Origin of the sequence: Desulfosporosinus orientis DSM 765 (genome assembly GCF_000235605.1) — a bacterium.
Classification (GTDB): domain Bacteria; phylum Bacillota; class Desulfitobacteriia; order Desulfitobacteriales; family Desulfitobacteriaceae; genus Desulfosporosinus; species Desulfosporosinus orientis.
On sequence record NC_016584.1, the window covers coordinates 2,777,226 to 2,794,275 of the forward strand.

Consider the following 17,050-nt stretch of genomic DNA (forward strand, 5'->3'; position numbering starts at 1 on the left):
GGTCACCGCCTTTTTACTTTCTGTTGTTTGATGTTGTCGCCTCTATGCTTTGCTGAAGGCCCGTTTAACAAAGATGCCTGCCGCCCCTCCCAGGCAAAGGAAAGCTGCGGGAAGTACCGGATTGGCGGGGCTGTTATCGCCGGTTTTAGGGACATCGTCCAGCTTGGGCTCCGCCTGCTTTGTTGCCGGGGCTGAGGAGGAGCCGGATGCTGAAGGAGTCTGACTTTGAGGCTTTTGTTCTGTTAGTACCGGTTGAACTGGTTGATTAGCTGCCGGCTGCTCTGCTGGCTTTTCAACGGCAACAGCTCCAATTGTTATCTGATTGGAGAAGGGGGAATAGATATAGTCCCATTCACCGGGGCCTTCCCCATAATAGTACTGGTAATAGAATTGCAGTTTCACATCATAAGTATGGGCCGAAATGTCCAAAGGCGCCATGTTTTCGACTTCTACAGGATAAAGGGCGACCAGGTAATTGCCGGGTTTTTCGGGTACGGCTGCCATTTCATCTTCTGTAATGAGGTCCAGATATCCTCCATCCCATTTTTTAAATTCTCCTTTATCCACACTTAGATAGTAGTCGAGAAATACAGCGCCATCGGTGGGACGGGTTTGGTCAAGTTCCAGAATGCTTTGGGGGACTTTTACCTCCAGAAGAAAATAGGGTTTGCCGTTGTCCGCCTTCTTCAGCTCAATTTTTTCTGCCACGGGCGGCACAATTGTTTCGGGGACTCCGGCAGGAAGTGCGGCCAAAGCAGGGACAGAAAGGACGGCGCTTATGATCAATGAAGCGGCCAAAGATATAAGGGTTTTCCAGGTTCTTTTTTTCATGAAGTTAATCCTCCTCGATGATTAGTTTTTTCACGTACGCTTACATCAACATTATTAAAAAGCTGTTCATTGGGATAGGTGATATAAAACTTTTCTTAGTAAGAAAAATACCATCTAAAAAACAGGTCTTTGTTTAAGCTCCAAAGACCTGTTTCTGCAGAAGAGACGGTTATTAAGAATTGACGGTATTCCGGTATTGAGCTGGTGAAAGGCCTACTTTTTCTTTAAAGACCCTGGCAAAATGGCCATTGTAATCCAGGCCGCAGATTGCAAAGGCTTGAGCTACAGAAAGATTGAAATCGGATAATTTTTCTTTTAGCTTGTTGATTTTATAATTTGTGTAATAATCGTGTGGGGTCATGCCGGTATGTTTTTTAAATAGCCTTGTGAAGTGAGTTTTGCTGAGGCCTGCAGCTTTGGCGACTTCACCGGCAACAAAGGTATCAAGCCAATGACTTTCTATGTACTCTTTGGCCCGGATAATTTCATTTTTTCCCTGGTAGACTCGTCTGTTAATAAGAAGTGCCACGATATAGGAGATCTGGTTTTCGCTATTCAGAATAGGAAAAATCGTGATATCCTGATAAAGGGCTTCTATATCTAAATCATTAATGCCGTACCGCTGGGTGATATCCTCAAAGGGTACCTTTATGTCCGTCAAAAAAATCGTTTCTCCTTGAAAAGCGCGCTTTACCGAATGGATAAGGTTTGTTCCGGCAATGGCAGGGTCTTTGAAAATATTGTATTTACCGACGATCATATCCGGGCTGGGGATATGATATTCTTTGAGGAGTGCCTGATTGACCAGCACCGATGTGCCGTCAGGGGAGTAAACCTGGATTGAGTAAGGAAAAAAATCAATTACTTGGGCAAGGAGTTTTTCGCTTCCAAAAACCGAGTGAAATGAATTAATGATACGAGTGTGTTGGTTATTGGACTCATTTTCCACATAATTCACCTCGTTTTTTTTGCTTCTTTATTTGGCTGTAATACTTGTATTATACATTATCCGCGTTTGGGCAAATAGGGTTTTGTCATGGAGTATAGATACTATTAGGCATACAGCATTCCTTTAACGAATAAACACCCTCTGCCAGATGATGAAGGCTCATTACAGAGCCGAATCAGGGCGGGGATGTTTTTTGCTGTCCAATTATTCCTTTCCTGAATGCACCTTATTCCAAACAAGTATTTTACTAAAGGAAAGGAGACAGATAGGATGAAGATAACGCAAGCGCTTGTAAACTTTTAAATATTAGGGGGATAAGATAATGACTGTCATGAGATCGATGCTCTATGTTCCGGGCAACGACAAGAAAGCTCTGGATGAAGCTTTAACTTTTCAGGCCGATGTGATCGTCCTGGATCTTGAGGATTTGGTCCCTCCTGCTGAGAAAGAAAAAGCGCGGCAAATGGTTCGGGAAAATATTCAATATGCCGGATCCGCCGGCTTAGAAGCCTGGGTCAGAGTCAATGCCTGGGAAACCAATCTGACCAATTCCGATTTGGAAGCGGTAGTCTATCCAGGCCTGTGCGGAATCAATCTGACTAAGGTCAGCGGCGCTCCAGATGTTCAGCGTTTAGACTGGAGGCTGGAAGAGCTGGAACGGGAGCGTGGGCTGGATGTAGGCAGTGTAAAGATCTGCCTGCTGATTGAAACAGCAGTAGGGATTGTTAAAGCCTATGAGTCTTGTGCAGCCAGCCCTCGTGTTGTAGCCGCGATTTTTGGTGCTGTTGATTACACCCGGGATATGCAGGTGAAATTGACGTCGGAGGCGGTGGAGCAGCAGTTTGCCAGGGGCTATCTGGCGGTTGCGGCCCGTGCTGCCCGGATCCTGGCCATTGATGCACCGTTTCTCGCTTATCGGGATATTCCCGGGTATGAGCGCAACGTGGCGGAAGGACGCCAAATGGGGTATAAAGGCCGGATGATCGTCCATCCCAATTTAGTCGAAGCCTCAAACCGTCTTTACGCTCCCGATCCTGCGGATGTTCAATGGGCGCGGGACGTGTCCAAAGCTTTTGAAGAAGAAGCTATTGCCCAGGGGAAGGCGGCCATTGTTTTCAAAGACAGACTGGTAGATACTCCGGTGTATTACAATGCTTTGGATATTCTCGCAGCCCAATCCGAAATCGAGGCCAAGCTGGGCAAAAAATAGAGTTTGGCGAGATTTAAATCAAAATAATCTTTTATGTAAGTTGAGATAGATCATGTATTTTTTCAGGAGAGGTTTTAAATTAAGAGATTGAAAAGATAAAGTTTAACTAAATTAATTAGAATAATTAGAGGTGTTACACATGTCTTTAAATACGGATGCACTCAAATTGCACGCAGAAAATCGGGGAAAAATAGAAGTTGTAGGCAAGGTAGCCTGCCGCAGTTACGCTGACCTCAGCTTAGCCTATTCCCCGGGAGTTGCGGAACCTTGCCTGGAAATTGCCAAAGATCCCGGCCTGGTCAATGTGTATACCAACCGGGCCAATTGTATCGCCGTAGTTTCTAATGGCACTGCCGTTCTGGGACTGGGGGACATCGGCGCCCGGGCGGCAATGCCTGTCATGGAAGGGAAAGCCCTCCTTTTTAAAACCTTTGCCGGAGTGGATGCCTTTCCGATTTGCCTGAACACCAAAAACCCGGATGAAATCGTAGCCCTAACTAAACTATTGGAGCCCACTTTTGGAGGAGTAAATCTGGAAGATATTAAAGCACCGGAATGCTTTGAAATTGAAGAGAAGCTCAAGGAAATATATGACGGTCCTATTTTTCACGATGATCAGCATGGCACCGCTGTGGTTACTTTAGCCGGAATAATTAATGCCCTGAAAGTGGTCAAAAAAGATCTGGCTAAAGTCAAAATCGTGACCAGCGGAGCAGGCGCGGCCGGGATGGCCATCGTTAAATTATTAATGGATTGCGGTCTCCAGAACGTGATTATGTGCGATACTAAGGGAACTATCTATGAGGGCCGCAAAGAGGGAATGAATAAATATAAAGAGGAAATTGCTCAAAAGACAAACCGCTTTATGGTCAAGGGAAGTCTGGCAGATGCCCTGCAGGATGCCGATGTGTTCATAGGCATATCCGTGGGAAATACGGTGACTCCGGAGATGATCAAATCAATGGCCAAAGACGCCATTGTCTTTGCTCAAGCCAATCCGGTTCCGGAAATCATGCCGGAAGAAGCCAAGCAGGCCGGAGCGGCGGTGGTAGGAACAGGCCGCTCAGATTATCCTAACCAAATTAACAATATCCTGGCTTTTCCCGGAATTTTCCGGGGTACCCTGGATTGCCAGGCTTCAGAGATTAATGGCCCAATGAAAATTGCGGCGGCCCAAGCTATTGCCGCAATAGTCAGTCCGGCGGAACTGAATGCCGAGTATGTCATTCCCCAGGCCTTCAACCCCCAGGTTGCTCCTGCTGTAGCCTCCGCTGTTGCCAAAGCCGCCATGGACAGCGGCGTGGCCAGGAAAGAAGTAGATCCGGACTGGGTAGCTCAAAATGTCTACCATTTAACTTGAATCGGATTAATTTGAATCAGGCCTTACGTATCAGACGCCATTGTGTATAAAGGAAAAACTGAGTTTGATGAGAACAGCTCGCACATAAATTTTAAATGTGCGGGCTGTTTTGTCTTATGACATCATGGCAGAGGTCTCCCTTGAGCGGCATTTACACAGATTGATATTCGATAAATTTACTGGACAGCATGATATGAAGAATTTCATTTTCATCCATAATTCGATGAGTGCAGTCAATCCCAATCAACTTGTTAATAATCCCTAATCGATAGGTCAGTGTATTTCTGTGCAGATGCATTTGTTCTGCAGCCAAGGATTTACTTTGACCAAATTGAAAATAGGTGAGTAAAGTCTTAACAAGGTCAGTTTTATTTCGCTGATCATACTTGTGAAGTAATTCAATTTTTGTATGAATGAACTGGTTCCTGCCATTTTCTACAAATATAAAACGTGTGAGATGTCTTATCACATAATCCTGAAAGAAATGAACGGATGTATCCTGATCACCATCTTGGCCGTATTTTAGGGCTAAATTGCATTCGTCATAATGGCGTTTTAAGTTCTTAAAGTCATAGAAAATCGAGCTGATACCGATAGTTAAGGAAAACCTTTCAATTAATAATAATAGTTTAGCTCTTAAATTGTTCTGGTCGAAGGGAAAATCAGAATTACGCAAAATAACAATAATGCCGTTTTTATAATCCAAGATCATGGCAGTAGGGAAGACCCAACTTAATTCATGGGAAAGAACATCCATGAGGACGTCTTTGACATGTTTGCGGTGATCACGGATGAAATATAAACAGTAATATTCATCGTATACTTTCCACCCTATCGACTTCAGACAATTGGTAATAATATTTTCCTTCAGGTAAACATGTTTCAGCAATTGATAAACAAATGAGTTAGCATTAGATGAAAGAATCTGAAAATCCGGAGTGCTTTTAATGGCTTGTTCAAGGATGCTGCCAAAATACTTAACAAGGGTCAGCTGGCCGGTTGTAAAGGGATGCTTAAGTTCATTAAGCATTAAGGCACCGCTGCGTTTTCCATCCTGAAAGAGATTGGAAATAAGGTAGGTAAAATTATGCTTAGGGATTTTTACGGTAAAAGGATGATCCTCGTTGGGATATTTATAGGCTGCTTTTAAGAATTCATTGTATAAAGGGTGTTCATAGGAAACATAGCCTTGGTCCAGAAGTTCTCTCCAAATGGAATCACTGCAATTACCGGGTATTTCACCAACTGCCAGAATCAGTGTATTTAATGGTCCAACCAGGATCATGGGGTTATGAATTACATCTAAACCAATATCAAAAAATTTTTGCATGGGTTGTTTGGAGACGATAGCGGAGAGCATGCGATTATTCCACTCGTCATATTTCTTTTGGATTTTAAAAATCAGGCTGGCGATTTGATCAATACTTAAAGCCTCAGTAAAACTAATAATATTGCATTGATTCCGAAGTGCAAAATCAGAATCCAATGCCCCAAGGGATATTAAATTTGCATCCTTTAAATTACCATCATAAACCATCAAGTCAGCTGCACTTCCTAAATATAGGGTGTCCGGTGAAAAAACAGCTTGTGGGCTGATCCAGGCAATAGAACTAAGGGTAAGATCAATGGAATCGTTAAGAAAAGATACGGGATTCAGATCACTGAATTCGTCTAAGAGCATATGCATATTCAAGTTCAATATAAATACCTCCAAATAAGGTTGATGATCTTATTCATAGGCGGAATAGTTAAAGTTGTCTATAATCTTACATGATTAATTCTAGTTTGTCTGTTTTTTCTACAACACAATTTAAAAGAATTGTGCAAAAACGTCGAAAGATTGCTTAAATAATCTAAATTTATACACAATGATAAATTGACTTAATTGTTTTATAATTGAAAATGAAAGATGAAAGATAATCTTTCTTAAGCACTTAATCACTGTAGTGATTAATGGAAGTATAGCAAGAGTGAGAAGTGAAATCTCCCTGGTTTTTTGAGTTATTTAATAGTAAAGTGAGGTAACAATGATTTGAAAAGTGATATTGAAATTGCACAAGCAGCTGTTATGAAACCCATCCAGGATATTGCCAATAACCTTGATCTCCATGAGGATGAAGTTGAACTTTATGGCAAATATAAAGCCAAGGTTAATCTGAGTGTCTGGAACCGCTTAAAAGATAAGCCCAACGGCAAGCTCATCTTAGTCACGGCTATTAATCCAACCCCTGCCGGAGAAGGCAAAACAACAACAACCGTGGGCTTAGGCCAGGCTCTCTCAAAAATGGGCAAGAAGGCGATGATTGCTGTCCGTGAACCTTCCCTGGGTCCTTGTTTTGGAGTTAAAGGCGGGGCTGCCGGAGGCGGGTATGCTCAAGTTGTCCCTATGGAAGATATTAATCTCCATTTCACCGGAGATTTTCATGCTATCACCTCTGCCCATAGTCTTTTGGCAGCGATGTTAGACAATAGTATTCAACAAGGAAACCCCCTGAATATCGACCCTCGTCAAGTGGTATTCCGCCGTGTCGTGGACATGAACGACCGTGCGCTCCGCAAAATCGTCATGGGTTTAGGCGGCAAAATGGAAGGAGTACCCCGGGAAAGCGGTTATGATATTACTGTAGCCTCGGAAGTCATGGCTATCCTTTGCTTGGCAAGTGATTTAATGGATCTCAAAGAACGCTTTGGTAAAATTGTTGTGGCCTATACTTACGAAGGAAAACCTGTAACTGCCCACGATTTAGAAGCTGATGGGGCAATGGCTCTGCTCATGAAAGACGCCATTAAACCGAATCTTGTTCAAACTCTGGAAAATACCCCTGTATTTATCCATGGCGGACCCTTTGCCAATATTGCTCATGGCTGTAACAGTATTATGGCTACAAAACTGGGGCTGAAACTGGCGGATTATCTCGTCACTGAGGCAGGCTTTGGTGCTGACCTGGGAGCAGAAAAATTCTTTGACCTGAAATGCCGCTTTGGTGGCTTAAAGCCGGAAGCTGTCGTGATTGTGGCTACAGTTCGTGCTTTAAAAATGAACGGTGGAGTGCCTAAAGACCAGTTAGATGGAGAGAACCTGGAAGCATTAGGCCGGGGTGTAGTCAATCTTGAAAAGCATATTGAAAATATGGCCAAATTCGGGGTTCCGGCAGTTGTCGCCATCAACCGGTTCCCATCAGATACAGAAGCTGAACTGAATTTAGTGCGGGAGAGATGTCAGGGGTTAGGCGCAGAAGTTGCCCTTTCCGAAGTGTTTATGAAAGGCGGAGAAGGCGGCATAGAGCTTGCAGAAACAGTGCTTTCTGTTCTGGAAAACAAAGAATCCAACTTCAAAGTTCTCTATGAATTAGAGTTATCCATTCAAGAAAAAATCGAAAAAATAGCTAAAGATATCTATGGCGCAGATGGAGTAATCTTCGATAAAGCCGCACAAGCTTCCATTAAGAAATACGAAGAGATAGGGTATGGCAATTTGCCCATCTGCATGGCCAAGACCCAGTACTCTCTTACCGACGACGCCACTCGCTTAGGACGGCCCACGGATTTCACGATTACAGTACGGGAACTTCGGCTTTCTGCCGGCGCCGGCTTCCTCGTTGCAGTCACAGGGGCAATCATGACTATGCCCGGCTTGCCAAAACGTCCGGCAGCGACAAGAATGGACATTGATGCCGACGGCGTCATTACGGGATTGTTCTAAAAACGTCCTCAAGAACTGAATACTTCCTCGCCGAAAGGCGAATTTGCGGTGGCTCCATCTTTTAGGTGGAGCCACTTTTATTGTCTTAAGAAGAATATTTAAAGTAGAAATTACTAAGACCAATGGGAGTTTCTTTGTGAAGTAGTATCTAAATCAGCACAATTAATTACGGAACATATGAATATGATCACGCAAGATATCCAGCTGGTTATGGCAGGATCACTTACCAGATGCAATCGTTTCTTCAATTATGGAAGTTGCAAACATTCCTAAGGAAATAGCAGGCATTCTTGAAAGTGTGGTGGCCGGGACAGAGGAACAGAGTGCGTCTATGGAGGAAATCCGCAGGTCTGCTAATTCCCTGGCTCAAATTGCCACGGACTTTCAGGGCAGCGTAAAGATGTTTACACTCTAGTTAGAGGAGGAGCTTTGCAAGGGCTCTGGGAAATAGTGAGCTGTGTTATAAGGTGATTTAAAAACCGGCGGTTTTGAGTTTGGCTAAGCTAGATTAGCCGCTCTCAAAACCGCCGGTTTTTTAAACTGAGGACTGTGAGGTAATGTTTTGGAAACCAATCCTACCTCTTATAACCCCTCATTATTCTTCTATGGAACAGGAATTGATAAAAATTAGGCGAATTATAACGAAAATGCCTTACAATGATTAACAAGACGGAAGTGGATAGCGAGATGGGTACTATCCCTTGATGATTTTAGGAGATAGTACTTTTTTGTGTAACTTTTTAAGCGATAAACAGTCTATAATTGCGAAAGAGGTTTACCGGTAAGCTGTGAAAGGAAAGATTCATGTTGGATGCTGAATTTTCTGCTTTATATAAGAAATACAAAAACCCCATATTCGCTTATATATTTTATCTTGCCGGAGATAGGCCGGCAGCTGAGGAAATATGCCAGGATGTTTTCTTGAAGGTATACCTAAATATTGCGAAATTTGAGAACAGGTCTAGTTTTAAGACTTGGATTTACAAAATAGCCAGGAATGCATATCTTGACTACGCCCAAGCGCAAAAGAGGAAAGTGACAATTGATAATATAGAATTTTTTGTTAAGGAATTAGAAGATAGGGGTATGAGTCCGGAAGAACATGCAATTAATATGGCAACCAAAGAGCTTATTGAAAACACCTTAAATAAGCTCAGTCAAAAATATCGGATGCTTTTAATCCTTCGGGACATTCAGAATCTATCCTATAAAGAAATAAGCGATATTGCAGAGATGGAGTTAAACTCTGTTAAAGTCGGTATTTTTAGAGCGAGAAGAGAGTTTCAGAAAATTTATGAAGAAATGGAGGAACTCTAAAATGGCCTGTTTATATATAGAAAAAATAAAGGACTATTTAGAAGAAAAGCTCCCTCAAAAGGAGATGGAAACCATAGAAATCCATTTAGAGAGCTGCGTAGAATGCCAGGGAGAATTGGATAAGTACCTTGATAATAAGCTAAGTTTAGCAATAAAGCCTTTGGAGGTGGAAGACGAAGTCTTGGTTAGCAGAATCAAAGCCAGGATAAAAGGAAAGAGACGAATTACCCTATATGGCCTGTTAGGATTTGTTCTGGGTATATTCTCCAGATTTTATACCAAGGATGATTTTTTCTTAACCAAAGCAATTATGGCTTTGCCTTATAAATTAGCGGAATTTGCTCTCGGTATTTTTTTCTCGGGAAATAGCTTACCACTTGGAAGGATGAATTATTTTTATCAAGGAGAAATGGGCTTTTTCCCCTACCACCCCATTCTTGAATTTTTGGCAGTTACCATAACCCCGGCTATTGTTGCATCATTTATTGCTGTAGTTATTGGTTATTTCTTGAGTGATAAAAGGGTTTTCCGCCGCAAGAATATTATTAAGTTCCTTCTAACCTGGTTAATTATTTTCTTGGTTTGGACAGGTATTCTGTACGGCGCCTATAACCATGCCTTAGATAAAATTGAGAACCTTGAAGGGATTAAAGCCATGACCGTTTATACTGCAGAGAAAAATAGTACATCTTGGTTGGTGAGAATTGACAAAGATGCTTTAAGAGATGAAAAATATTCAAAGTTAGTGACAATAATCTCTGAAGCAAAGGAAGTTGAAAGAAAGATCTATCCTCAGGAGAAAGAGGGTTACGAAATGCTGGTAGACTTTTCCGGAGGAGGAACAATTCCCATTTACTTGGATATGGATAGTGGTGAAATGATTGTGAGAAATGGCAGAGCTTATCAGATTTCACCTGAAAAGCTGGAATATATCAAGGAAGTATTAGGAGGCAGGAAAAAATGACTAAAGTTTTACGGGATAAAATTATCACATTATTGGGAGCAGGTTTTTTGGGGTATTACTTGAGCATTTCTCTCTTTCACAGTCTTATTCGAAATAATCTAGTGAAAATATTACCGCCAATTAACGACCGTCACCTTCCGGATATTTATGTGGATATTATGGGAGCTGCAATACTAGCCATTTTCGCTTATCTATTATTTAATGTTGTGCTGGAAAAAAGGAGCTTTAAGCTTTATAAAAAAAGCTACTTAATAGCCATTTCTTTGTTGATCATAGCGCCCTTGGTGATCGCCGGCATCTTTAGAGTCCATGCTGTCAGTTGGGTGCAAAAAGCAGAAGGTACTGCCCCTAAGGAAATTACAATCAGAACAGATAGAGAAGGCGATTCGCTGATGTTTGCTGACGGTACATCGTCAGCGAGTGGTGTAGCTAAATCCATTTTCTTCACAGAGCCTCTTTTGGATGATTTTGGCAAGGGTATTCGGGAAATGGAATTAAAGCAGGTAGTTAGCAGCGAAGAACAAAGAATGGATTCTTCCTATCTGACAATGTGGATTCGTTATGAGATAGATGGTAAATGGTACTCAAAAATATTAAGCTATGGCCAGGGACTGTTTGAAGAACATGTTGCCGGAGGAAGAATTGCTTACTATGCTAATCCAGAGCTTGAGAATTTATTGAAAAAAGCATTTGGGGAATCAGCTGATATTAATAATTATGACCGGGCTAGAGTTATAAATTCCGTGACAATAAATAGGGAAAATGGGGCTGAAGAAAGGAAAAGGTTTCTGACCCCTGAGGATTTTCAAATATTAGTTGATTCTTTAAGGCCTGAGAATTTAATTCATCAGGATACTGAAGGAGTTAAACGGATAAAAGAGGCTTTAAAGGAATGGGTTCCTCAGGAGGAAACAAATATTTATGGTATAGAGCTTTGGCAAAAGGGTTCCGATGAAAATATGGGTCAAAACTTTATGGTATATGATAAACGCACCCGGACTTTGATGTTTGAGTGTGCGTACTATCAAGTGGATTTGGATGATATAGTGGCATAATGTAGTTTCTGATGATTTTCCTTCTGCCGCGTCAATGGGAAGATGGCGAGCCTATCCTCGGCTTAAAGGCCTTCGGCATCCCTCGCATCACCCTTGACACATTTTCTTCGCTCCATTGCGGTTTGTTCGTATGGAAGCCATAGCTAACTTTAAAATTCGGCGGTTTTGCGATCGATTAATCTAGATTAGTCAATCTCAAAACCGCCGAATTTTTAAATTGAAGACGTAAAAACCCTTGCCCTCCCGACATTTTTATATTTTTTTGCGAAAAATTGCATCCTCCTTCGTTGTATAGAGTGTAAAAGCTTTTACAATAAAGAGAGAAAAGGGGGAAACCATGAAGACGGATCAGAGCAATTACATACAGCGCTTAAAAAAGGGAAGGGAAGAAGCTTTGGAATTTGTGATGGATGAATACTTCCCTTTGGTGAAGGGGATAGTCACTCATATCTTGCTTCCCTTAGCAAGACGGGAGCTGGCAGAGGAATGCATAAGCGATGTGTTTCTTACTGTTTGGCATAATGCCCAAAAATTCAAGGGCGAGAACGAGGAGGATTTTCGCAAATGGCTTTGTGCTATAGCGAAATACAGGGCCATTGATTTTTATCGCCGCGAGAAAAAACGCCTGGAAATTCCCTCCTCCGGTAAGGAAAGTATGGACATCTTCCCGCCAGAAGAATCGGCGGAGGAGCATGTGCTTTTAAAGGAGAGCATCCGGGAGCTGGAGAAATTGCTGAACCTTTTTTCTCCCGTTGACCGGAACATATTGATCATGAAATTCTTCTGGGGTATGTCTTCAGAAGAAATCTCCAAGAAATTGGGGTTGACTAAATCGGCGGTGGATAACCGTATTTACAGAGGTAAAAAACAACTGGTGAAAGGTGTCGTGAGTTTTGGAGATGGAGGTAAGTAAAAATGAAGGATATATATGAACTTTTTAACGACATGGATGTGGATCTGAGTGAGTTTCAAGAAGTGGAAGGCGATGAACTGGAAAGAGCCAGAGTAAAAAAAATGGTGAGGGAGAAGATTACCCAATCAGAATCAGGCGGCTTGAAAAAAAGGAAAAGAAGTACGGCACTGGCGGCGGCTGCCGCAATTGTGATTCTGACCGCAGGTATCGGCGGCCTGGGGATGGCCTTTCCCGCCTATGCCAAGGAAGTTCCTGTTGTAGGTGACATTTTCCGGTTTTTAGATGCCGGGCGCAGCGGAGTTTATGATTTATACAAGGAAAGTGCTCTGGATATTGATATGGTCAAGGCGGATAACGGTATTGAGGTGACCCTGAATCAAGGTGTCTATGACGGAAAAACCCTAGCCCTGACCTATACTATCAAGACCTCTCAGGATTTTGGGGAAAATCCCTTCCTGAACAGTAATTTAGACGTTGATTTCGCTGATGGCATCGCCGGGAGCGAGGGGCTGAAAATGGTCAGTCCCGGGGTGTATGTAGGGCAGAGCAATTATACCTTTTTTAGTGAGAAGGAAAACAGGGATAGGATTTCCTTCCGCTGGAGTGTTTCCGGTCTGACTAACATGGATGAGGAATCAGGGGATGCAGAAAGGAAGACTACTGCCTGCCGGCTGAATTACAGTGTATCCTTAAAGGCACTTGATTATAAAGTGCTGGATGTTGCCGAAAACCGGGATGTGGCTCAGCAGGTGGCCATTAGCTTGCAGCGCCTCTCGGCTACCCCGATTAATACAATTCTTTACTATGCAGAGGAAGTCCCCAGTGATCTGGTCAATTCGGTGCAGATGGCTTGGGAAATCAAGGATGATTTAGGTAATGTTTATGCCTATAATGAGAACGGAGGGCAGGGGAAAATCAGCGGCGAAATGCTTAAAATGGAGTATGTTCTGACCTTCAATCATCTGGATCCCCGGGCGAAGACCCTTTTTATCACGCCGACCTTGAAACTGGTTCATACCCAGGGTGGTGGAGTGGCAATCGCTGAAAATGGAGAGGAAACACCTTTAGTATATAAAGGGCTGCCGAAAGGAATGGCTGCCGGAGAGTGGACAATGAAGCAGGTTAGTATTGATATTAGTTCACTGCAGTGAAGATTAAGTAAAACTTGAAGAAGTTCATAAGAGGGATTCCCAAACAGCTCCTTGTTCTGTGGTTAAATTAATTCAGCACAGATTAAGGAGCTGTTCCTTATCAACCAAAAGACTGTCGAAGATATTCCCAGCGCCCAAAAATTAGCTAATTCAGAGAGAATTGTTGACCAATTAGCTAAACATATACATAATGGAATATAAATAGTTAAAATGGAGGGATTATTATGAGAGTTCCTTCGACAGAAGTACAGAATAATTTTGGTAAATACTTAAAATTTGTGGAGGTCAACGAAGAAATAATCGTGACCAAAAACGGAAGGGATATTGCCAGAATACTGTCATGCGATTACCCGAATAAAAGCCTTGTGACGGAAGGCGTAGCAGAATATCAAACTCGTGAGGGAAGGGTGAGTTATGAGGAATTTCTGGAGCTCGTGGAAGCTTCCGAGCAGCGGTTTGAGCTGATTGACGGCGTCATATATAATCTTGCATCGCCCTCTTACGAGCACCAATATGCTGTTAACGAAATTCATGGCACCTTTTATAATTGGTTTAAAAACAACAATTGTATCCCCCTTACTGCGCCTTTTGATATTACCCTTTTTAAGGCGGAGGACAACATTTGTATTGTTCAACCCGATATCATCGTTATCTGCGACAGGGATAAAATGGACAAAAAAGGTAAGTACCAAGGAGTTCCTACTCTGGTGGTTGAAGTCCTTTCACCCTCCACCAGAAGTAAGGATACCCTTAAAAAGCTGGAGCTCTACAAGCAATGCGGCATTAAGGAATACTGGATGGTTGATCCGAAAAATAATCTGGTACATATTTATATACTTGATAAAAAAGAAATAACCGACAGCTTTGCCTTTCAGAAAGGCGCCCATGAATATGTTGAGTCGGCATATTTCAAGGGCCTGAAGGTAGCATTGACTGATATGTTTTTATAGAGATGAGAATTCAATCCCCGTTAACATCTAATTACCGGTCAAAGATCAAGGACTTTACAACGGCAAAATACTCTCTTAAGTAAGCATTTGGCCTTAAATACCAAGGAGTCGCTGAAGGAACGCCTACTGGATTTATTCCATTGCGCTTGGCCAGAATCTTAGAACGAAACATATGGAAATCATTCGTGATGACCAGCACAGGTTCAGTAGGTTCATAACCTGGCTGTTGCCCAAGAAGCTCCCGGGTATAACGGAAATTCTCCATGGTGCTTGTTGCCCGTTCTTCCTTGATAATCCGTTCCTTGGCGATACCTTGCTCCACCAGGTAGCGCTGCATAGCTTCGGCTTCTGTGATCCACTCTCCCGGTCCTTTGCCTCCGGAAACCACGACTTTCATATCCTTATGGTCCTGTAAAATTTTCAAACCCTTATCAACCCGTTCCCAAAGAGTCCAGGAGAGTTTATCCCCATTCAGCCCCGCTCCGAGAATAATCAGGTAATCCACTTGCTCGGGCACCGGGTCTTGGGTGTTGTAGAGAAGCAAACTCTCAATAAGAAGAAATGAAGTAAGGAGAGCCAAGGTGCCTAGACGAAGGAACCGGCGAAGCCATATAAAGTGATCTTTAGGAAAATGCTGCCTTAAATAGTTTCCTTTAAATTTCCAAAGGAGCATGACTGCACCAAGGATACCAGGCAGAAGGGTTCCCAGATTGATACCTCCATTAAAGCCAAGAACGAAAATCGTGTCCAGAATTCCCGCCCATCCCAATATAACGAGAACTATCGAAGCTCGCTTATTTGCCAATACCTCAGCCGTTGCCAAAACTATATAAAAGTCTGTAAAAGCAATAATTGCTTTTCAACCTTTAAAATACTGCACGTTTTGACGAAACGGCTTCCCTCCTTTATTGTTCATATTTTCGAGAAGCTTTACGCTGCAGCTTGCGTAGTCATTTCTCCAGCCTTCTGACACTTTGGGACCTTTTACCAACGGGTGTTCCTGCTTTTCGTTGGGCTTGAACCTAACTTTCTTCTCTGTATGAGCCCTTTTTCCCTGCAACCTGAATAAACGCTGTGAAATAATCAACATGTCCAAAAAATTGGTAAAGTTGTCCATTTTTTGGACATGTTTTAGTTTGAGCTGTCTCTGTTATATTCTAACAAAGCTTGTTGCAAAAAATCTTCTTTGTTGTCTTTAGTTAATAAACAGACATACAAAGGAGATTTTATTTTGAAAAATCATTTCCAAAATAAGAGTTAAGGTTTATTAAATCTTCATAATTTTTATTCCTGTTTCTTTAAAAAGAAGTGTCAAAATATCTAATAGTATTTCTAGGGAAATAGCGGAGGTTTTAGCATGTTCAGTATAGAATCAGAAGAAAATAGCATCAAAAATAGTTTGATCGTAGTGGAAATCCTATTTTTAACAGCGGCCATATTTTCGGTGATCAAATACGGGGATTCATTTCTTTTGGGAAGCCTTGAGAAGTTTGACAATGATGATGTGAAATATATTAGAAGCGTCTGGAATTATATGGATATAGGCATTATCAGCTGTGAAAATATTAAGGAACCAACGGTCTATATGATGCCGGGACTAACGATTATCCTCTCGTTTTTTATGATTACTTTCGGAAAAATAGATGGGTTGACTGCCTTCAGGATTTTTCAGGCCATACTTCAGGGGGCAAGCATCTATCTCATATTCCTTATCGGCAGGAAGGTATTCGGAAGCAAGACTGCCTTAATAGCATGCATTCTCGACGCCTTATATGTTGTGGAAATATTTGCAGCCAACACCATATTGACGGAATGCACATTTAAATTCTTACTGCTTCTTTTGGTTTACATAAGTATATGGGCCGTTGAGACCCGGAGCCTTAAGCTTTATGCCGGAGCCTATTCGGTAAAGCCCATAAGAGCTTAAAGGGAGGATTGCTTTTCCATGTAATCGTACTATTTAATGTAATGCATCTGCCCTTTTTTACCTTTGAACGATATGCCTATCCGGCCATGCCTTTGGTAATTATTTTGGCGGCAGCCGGGTTAAACCAAATCTACCAAAGGAAGTGGAAAATACCCCATGGAAAAGAGTCAGGTTTTAGTAGTTGATGATGAAAAAGATATCAGGGAAGTCATTGAGATATTTCTCAAAAATGAGGACAGCGACAAGATTTTAGGATTGAATGTGGGGGCGGACGACTATGTGACGAAGCCTTTCAATCCTTTGGAACTCACGGCGAGGGTCAAGTCCCAGCTGCGCAGGTACAAGCATTTCAGTAAAGATACAAAACCCGGTGATGATGAAATAGCCATCAACGGCTTGCTGATTAACCGGGCGTCAAGGGAGGTATTTGCGGATGGAAATTCCAAGCAGGGAGGCTCCGGCTTAGGACTTGCCATTGCTAAAAGTATTGTCGAACTCCACGAAGGACAAATATGGGTGGAAAATGAAGTTAAGCTATTTAGGGTTAATTTAAGATTGGCTTGTCCGTTTTGCTGAATAAAACTTCACCTAAGAACTGCCGGCAGGAATCGCCGCCGTAAATCAGCATCTATTTAAAGACATAGCATTGACCGCGTTTGTGAGGCAGGACACAAAACCTTTATTTTTTATTAGGACTGAAATCTTGTCAGAAAAACTGCC

The 17,050-nt window shown here is 42.2% G+C and carries 17 protein-coding genes; 13 read left to right on the top strand and 4 right to left on the bottom strand.

Features of this window, described 5'->3' with window-relative positions; translation table 11 throughout:
• Positions 1-42: 42 nt before the first annotated feature.
• Positions 43-831: a hypothetical protein gene (locus DESOR_RS12970; protein ID WP_014185043.1), complete on the bottom strand. Its 789-nt coding sequence runs from the start codon at positions 829-831 to the stop codon at positions 43-45.
• Positions 832-1,003: 172 nt separating this feature from the next.
• Entirely contained in the window at positions 1,004-1,780 is a 777-nt protein-coding gene (locus DESOR_RS12975; protein WP_014185044.1) for a helix-turn-helix domain-containing protein, read from the bottom strand.
• A 322-nt stretch (positions 1,781-2,102) separates the two neighbouring features.
• Between DESOR_RS12975 and DESOR_RS12980 the strand changes: the two genes are divergently transcribed.
• Positions 2,103-2,990, top strand: a complete 888-nt coding sequence (locus DESOR_RS12980) for an HpcH/HpaI aldolase/citrate lyase family protein (protein ID WP_014185045.1) — start codon at positions 2,103-2,105, stop codon at positions 2,988-2,990.
• Between the two features lie 139 nt (positions 2,991-3,129).
• Positions 3,130-4,350: an NAD(P)-dependent malic enzyme gene (locus DESOR_RS12985; protein ID WP_014185046.1), complete on the top strand. Its 1,221-nt coding sequence runs from the start codon at positions 3,130-3,132 to the stop codon at positions 4,348-4,350.
• Positions 4,351-4,501: 151 nt separating this feature from the next.
• Here the strand turns inward: DESOR_RS12985 and DESOR_RS12990 are convergent, their stop codons facing one another.
• Positions 4,502-6,049: a PucR family transcriptional regulator gene (locus tag DESOR_RS12990; RefSeq protein WP_014185047.1), complete on the bottom strand. Its 1,548-nt coding sequence runs from the start codon at positions 6,047-6,049 to the stop codon at positions 4,502-4,504.
• A gap of 333 nt (positions 6,050-6,382) precedes the next feature.
• Between DESOR_RS12990 and DESOR_RS12995 the strand changes: the two genes are divergently transcribed.
• From DESOR_RS12995 to DESOR_RS13025, 8 genes are all read left to right on the top strand, one after another.
• Positions 6,383-8,053: a formate--tetrahydrofolate ligase gene (locus DESOR_RS12995; protein ID WP_014185048.1), complete on the top strand. Its 1,671-nt coding sequence runs from the start codon at positions 6,383-6,385 to the stop codon at positions 8,051-8,053.
• Positions 8,054-8,303: 250 nt separating this feature from the next.
• Complete coding sequence (locus DESOR_RS28900; protein WP_174275426.1) at positions 8,304-8,468, top strand: hypothetical protein; 165 nt, start codon at positions 8,304-8,306, stop codon at positions 8,466-8,468.
• A 389-nt stretch (positions 8,469-8,857) separates the two neighbouring features.
• Complete coding sequence (locus DESOR_RS13000; protein WP_014185049.1) at positions 8,858-9,370, top strand: RNA polymerase sigma factor; 513 nt, start codon at positions 8,858-8,860, stop codon at positions 9,368-9,370.
• 1 nt (position 9,371) lies between these two features.
• Positions 9,372-10,334, top strand: coding sequence for an anti-sigma factor family protein (locus DESOR_RS13005; protein WP_014185050.1), 963 nt, complete (start codon positions 9,372-9,374; stop codon positions 10,332-10,334).
• Positions 10,331-11,389 (top strand): hypothetical protein, encoded by a 1,059-nt coding sequence (locus DESOR_RS13010; RefSeq protein WP_014185051.1) that lies wholly within the window; start codon positions 10,331-10,333, stop codon positions 11,387-11,389. Before DESOR_RS13005 ends, DESOR_RS13010 begins: the two co-directional genes overlap by 4 nt.
• A 337-nt stretch (positions 11,390-11,726) precedes the next feature.
• Positions 11,727-12,302: a sigma-70 family RNA polymerase sigma factor gene (locus tag DESOR_RS13015; protein WP_014185052.1), complete on the top strand. Its 576-nt coding sequence runs from the start codon at positions 11,727-11,729 to the stop codon at positions 12,300-12,302.
• Positions 12,303-12,304: 2 nt separating this feature from the next.
• Positions 12,305-13,453, top strand: coding sequence for a DUF4179 domain-containing protein (locus tag DESOR_RS13020; protein WP_014185053.1), 1,149 nt, complete (start codon positions 12,305-12,307; stop codon positions 13,451-13,453).
• A gap of 224 nt (positions 13,454-13,677) precedes the next feature.
• Positions 13,678-14,403, top strand: a complete 726-nt coding sequence (locus tag DESOR_RS13025) for a type II toxin-antitoxin system Phd/YefM family antitoxin (RefSeq protein WP_014185054.1) — start codon at positions 13,678-13,680, stop codon at positions 14,401-14,403.
• Positions 14,404-14,434: 31 nt separating this feature from the next.
• On the opposite strand, the gene DESOR_RS13030 is transcribed toward DESOR_RS13025, so the two are convergent.
• Entirely contained in the window at positions 14,435-15,208 is a 774-nt protein-coding gene (locus tag DESOR_RS13030; protein ID WP_042331191.1) for a YdcF family protein, read from the bottom strand.
• Between the two features lie 552 nt (positions 15,209-15,760).
• Here DESOR_RS13030 and DESOR_RS13040 point away from each other — a divergent pair.
• From DESOR_RS13040 to DESOR_RS13045, 3 genes are read left to right on the top strand one after another with little or no spacing between them, the layout of a single operon-like run.
• On the top strand, positions 15,761-16,330 hold the full coding sequence (locus DESOR_RS13040) for a glycosyltransferase family 39 protein (RefSeq protein ID WP_052304309.1): 570 nt from the start codon (positions 15,761-15,763) through the stop codon (positions 16,328-16,330).
• Between the two features lie 41 nt (positions 16,331-16,371).
• Positions 16,372-16,515, top strand: a complete 144-nt coding sequence (locus tag DESOR_RS29380; RefSeq protein WP_158309034.1) for a hypothetical protein — start codon at positions 16,372-16,374, stop codon at positions 16,513-16,515.
• Positions 16,487-16,906, top strand: coding sequence for an ATP-binding protein (locus DESOR_RS13045; RefSeq protein ID WP_014185056.1), 420 nt, complete (start codon positions 16,487-16,489; stop codon positions 16,904-16,906). Before DESOR_RS29380 ends, DESOR_RS13045 begins: the two co-directional genes overlap by 29 nt.
• The last annotated feature ends 144 nt before the right edge of the window (positions 16,907-17,050 follow it).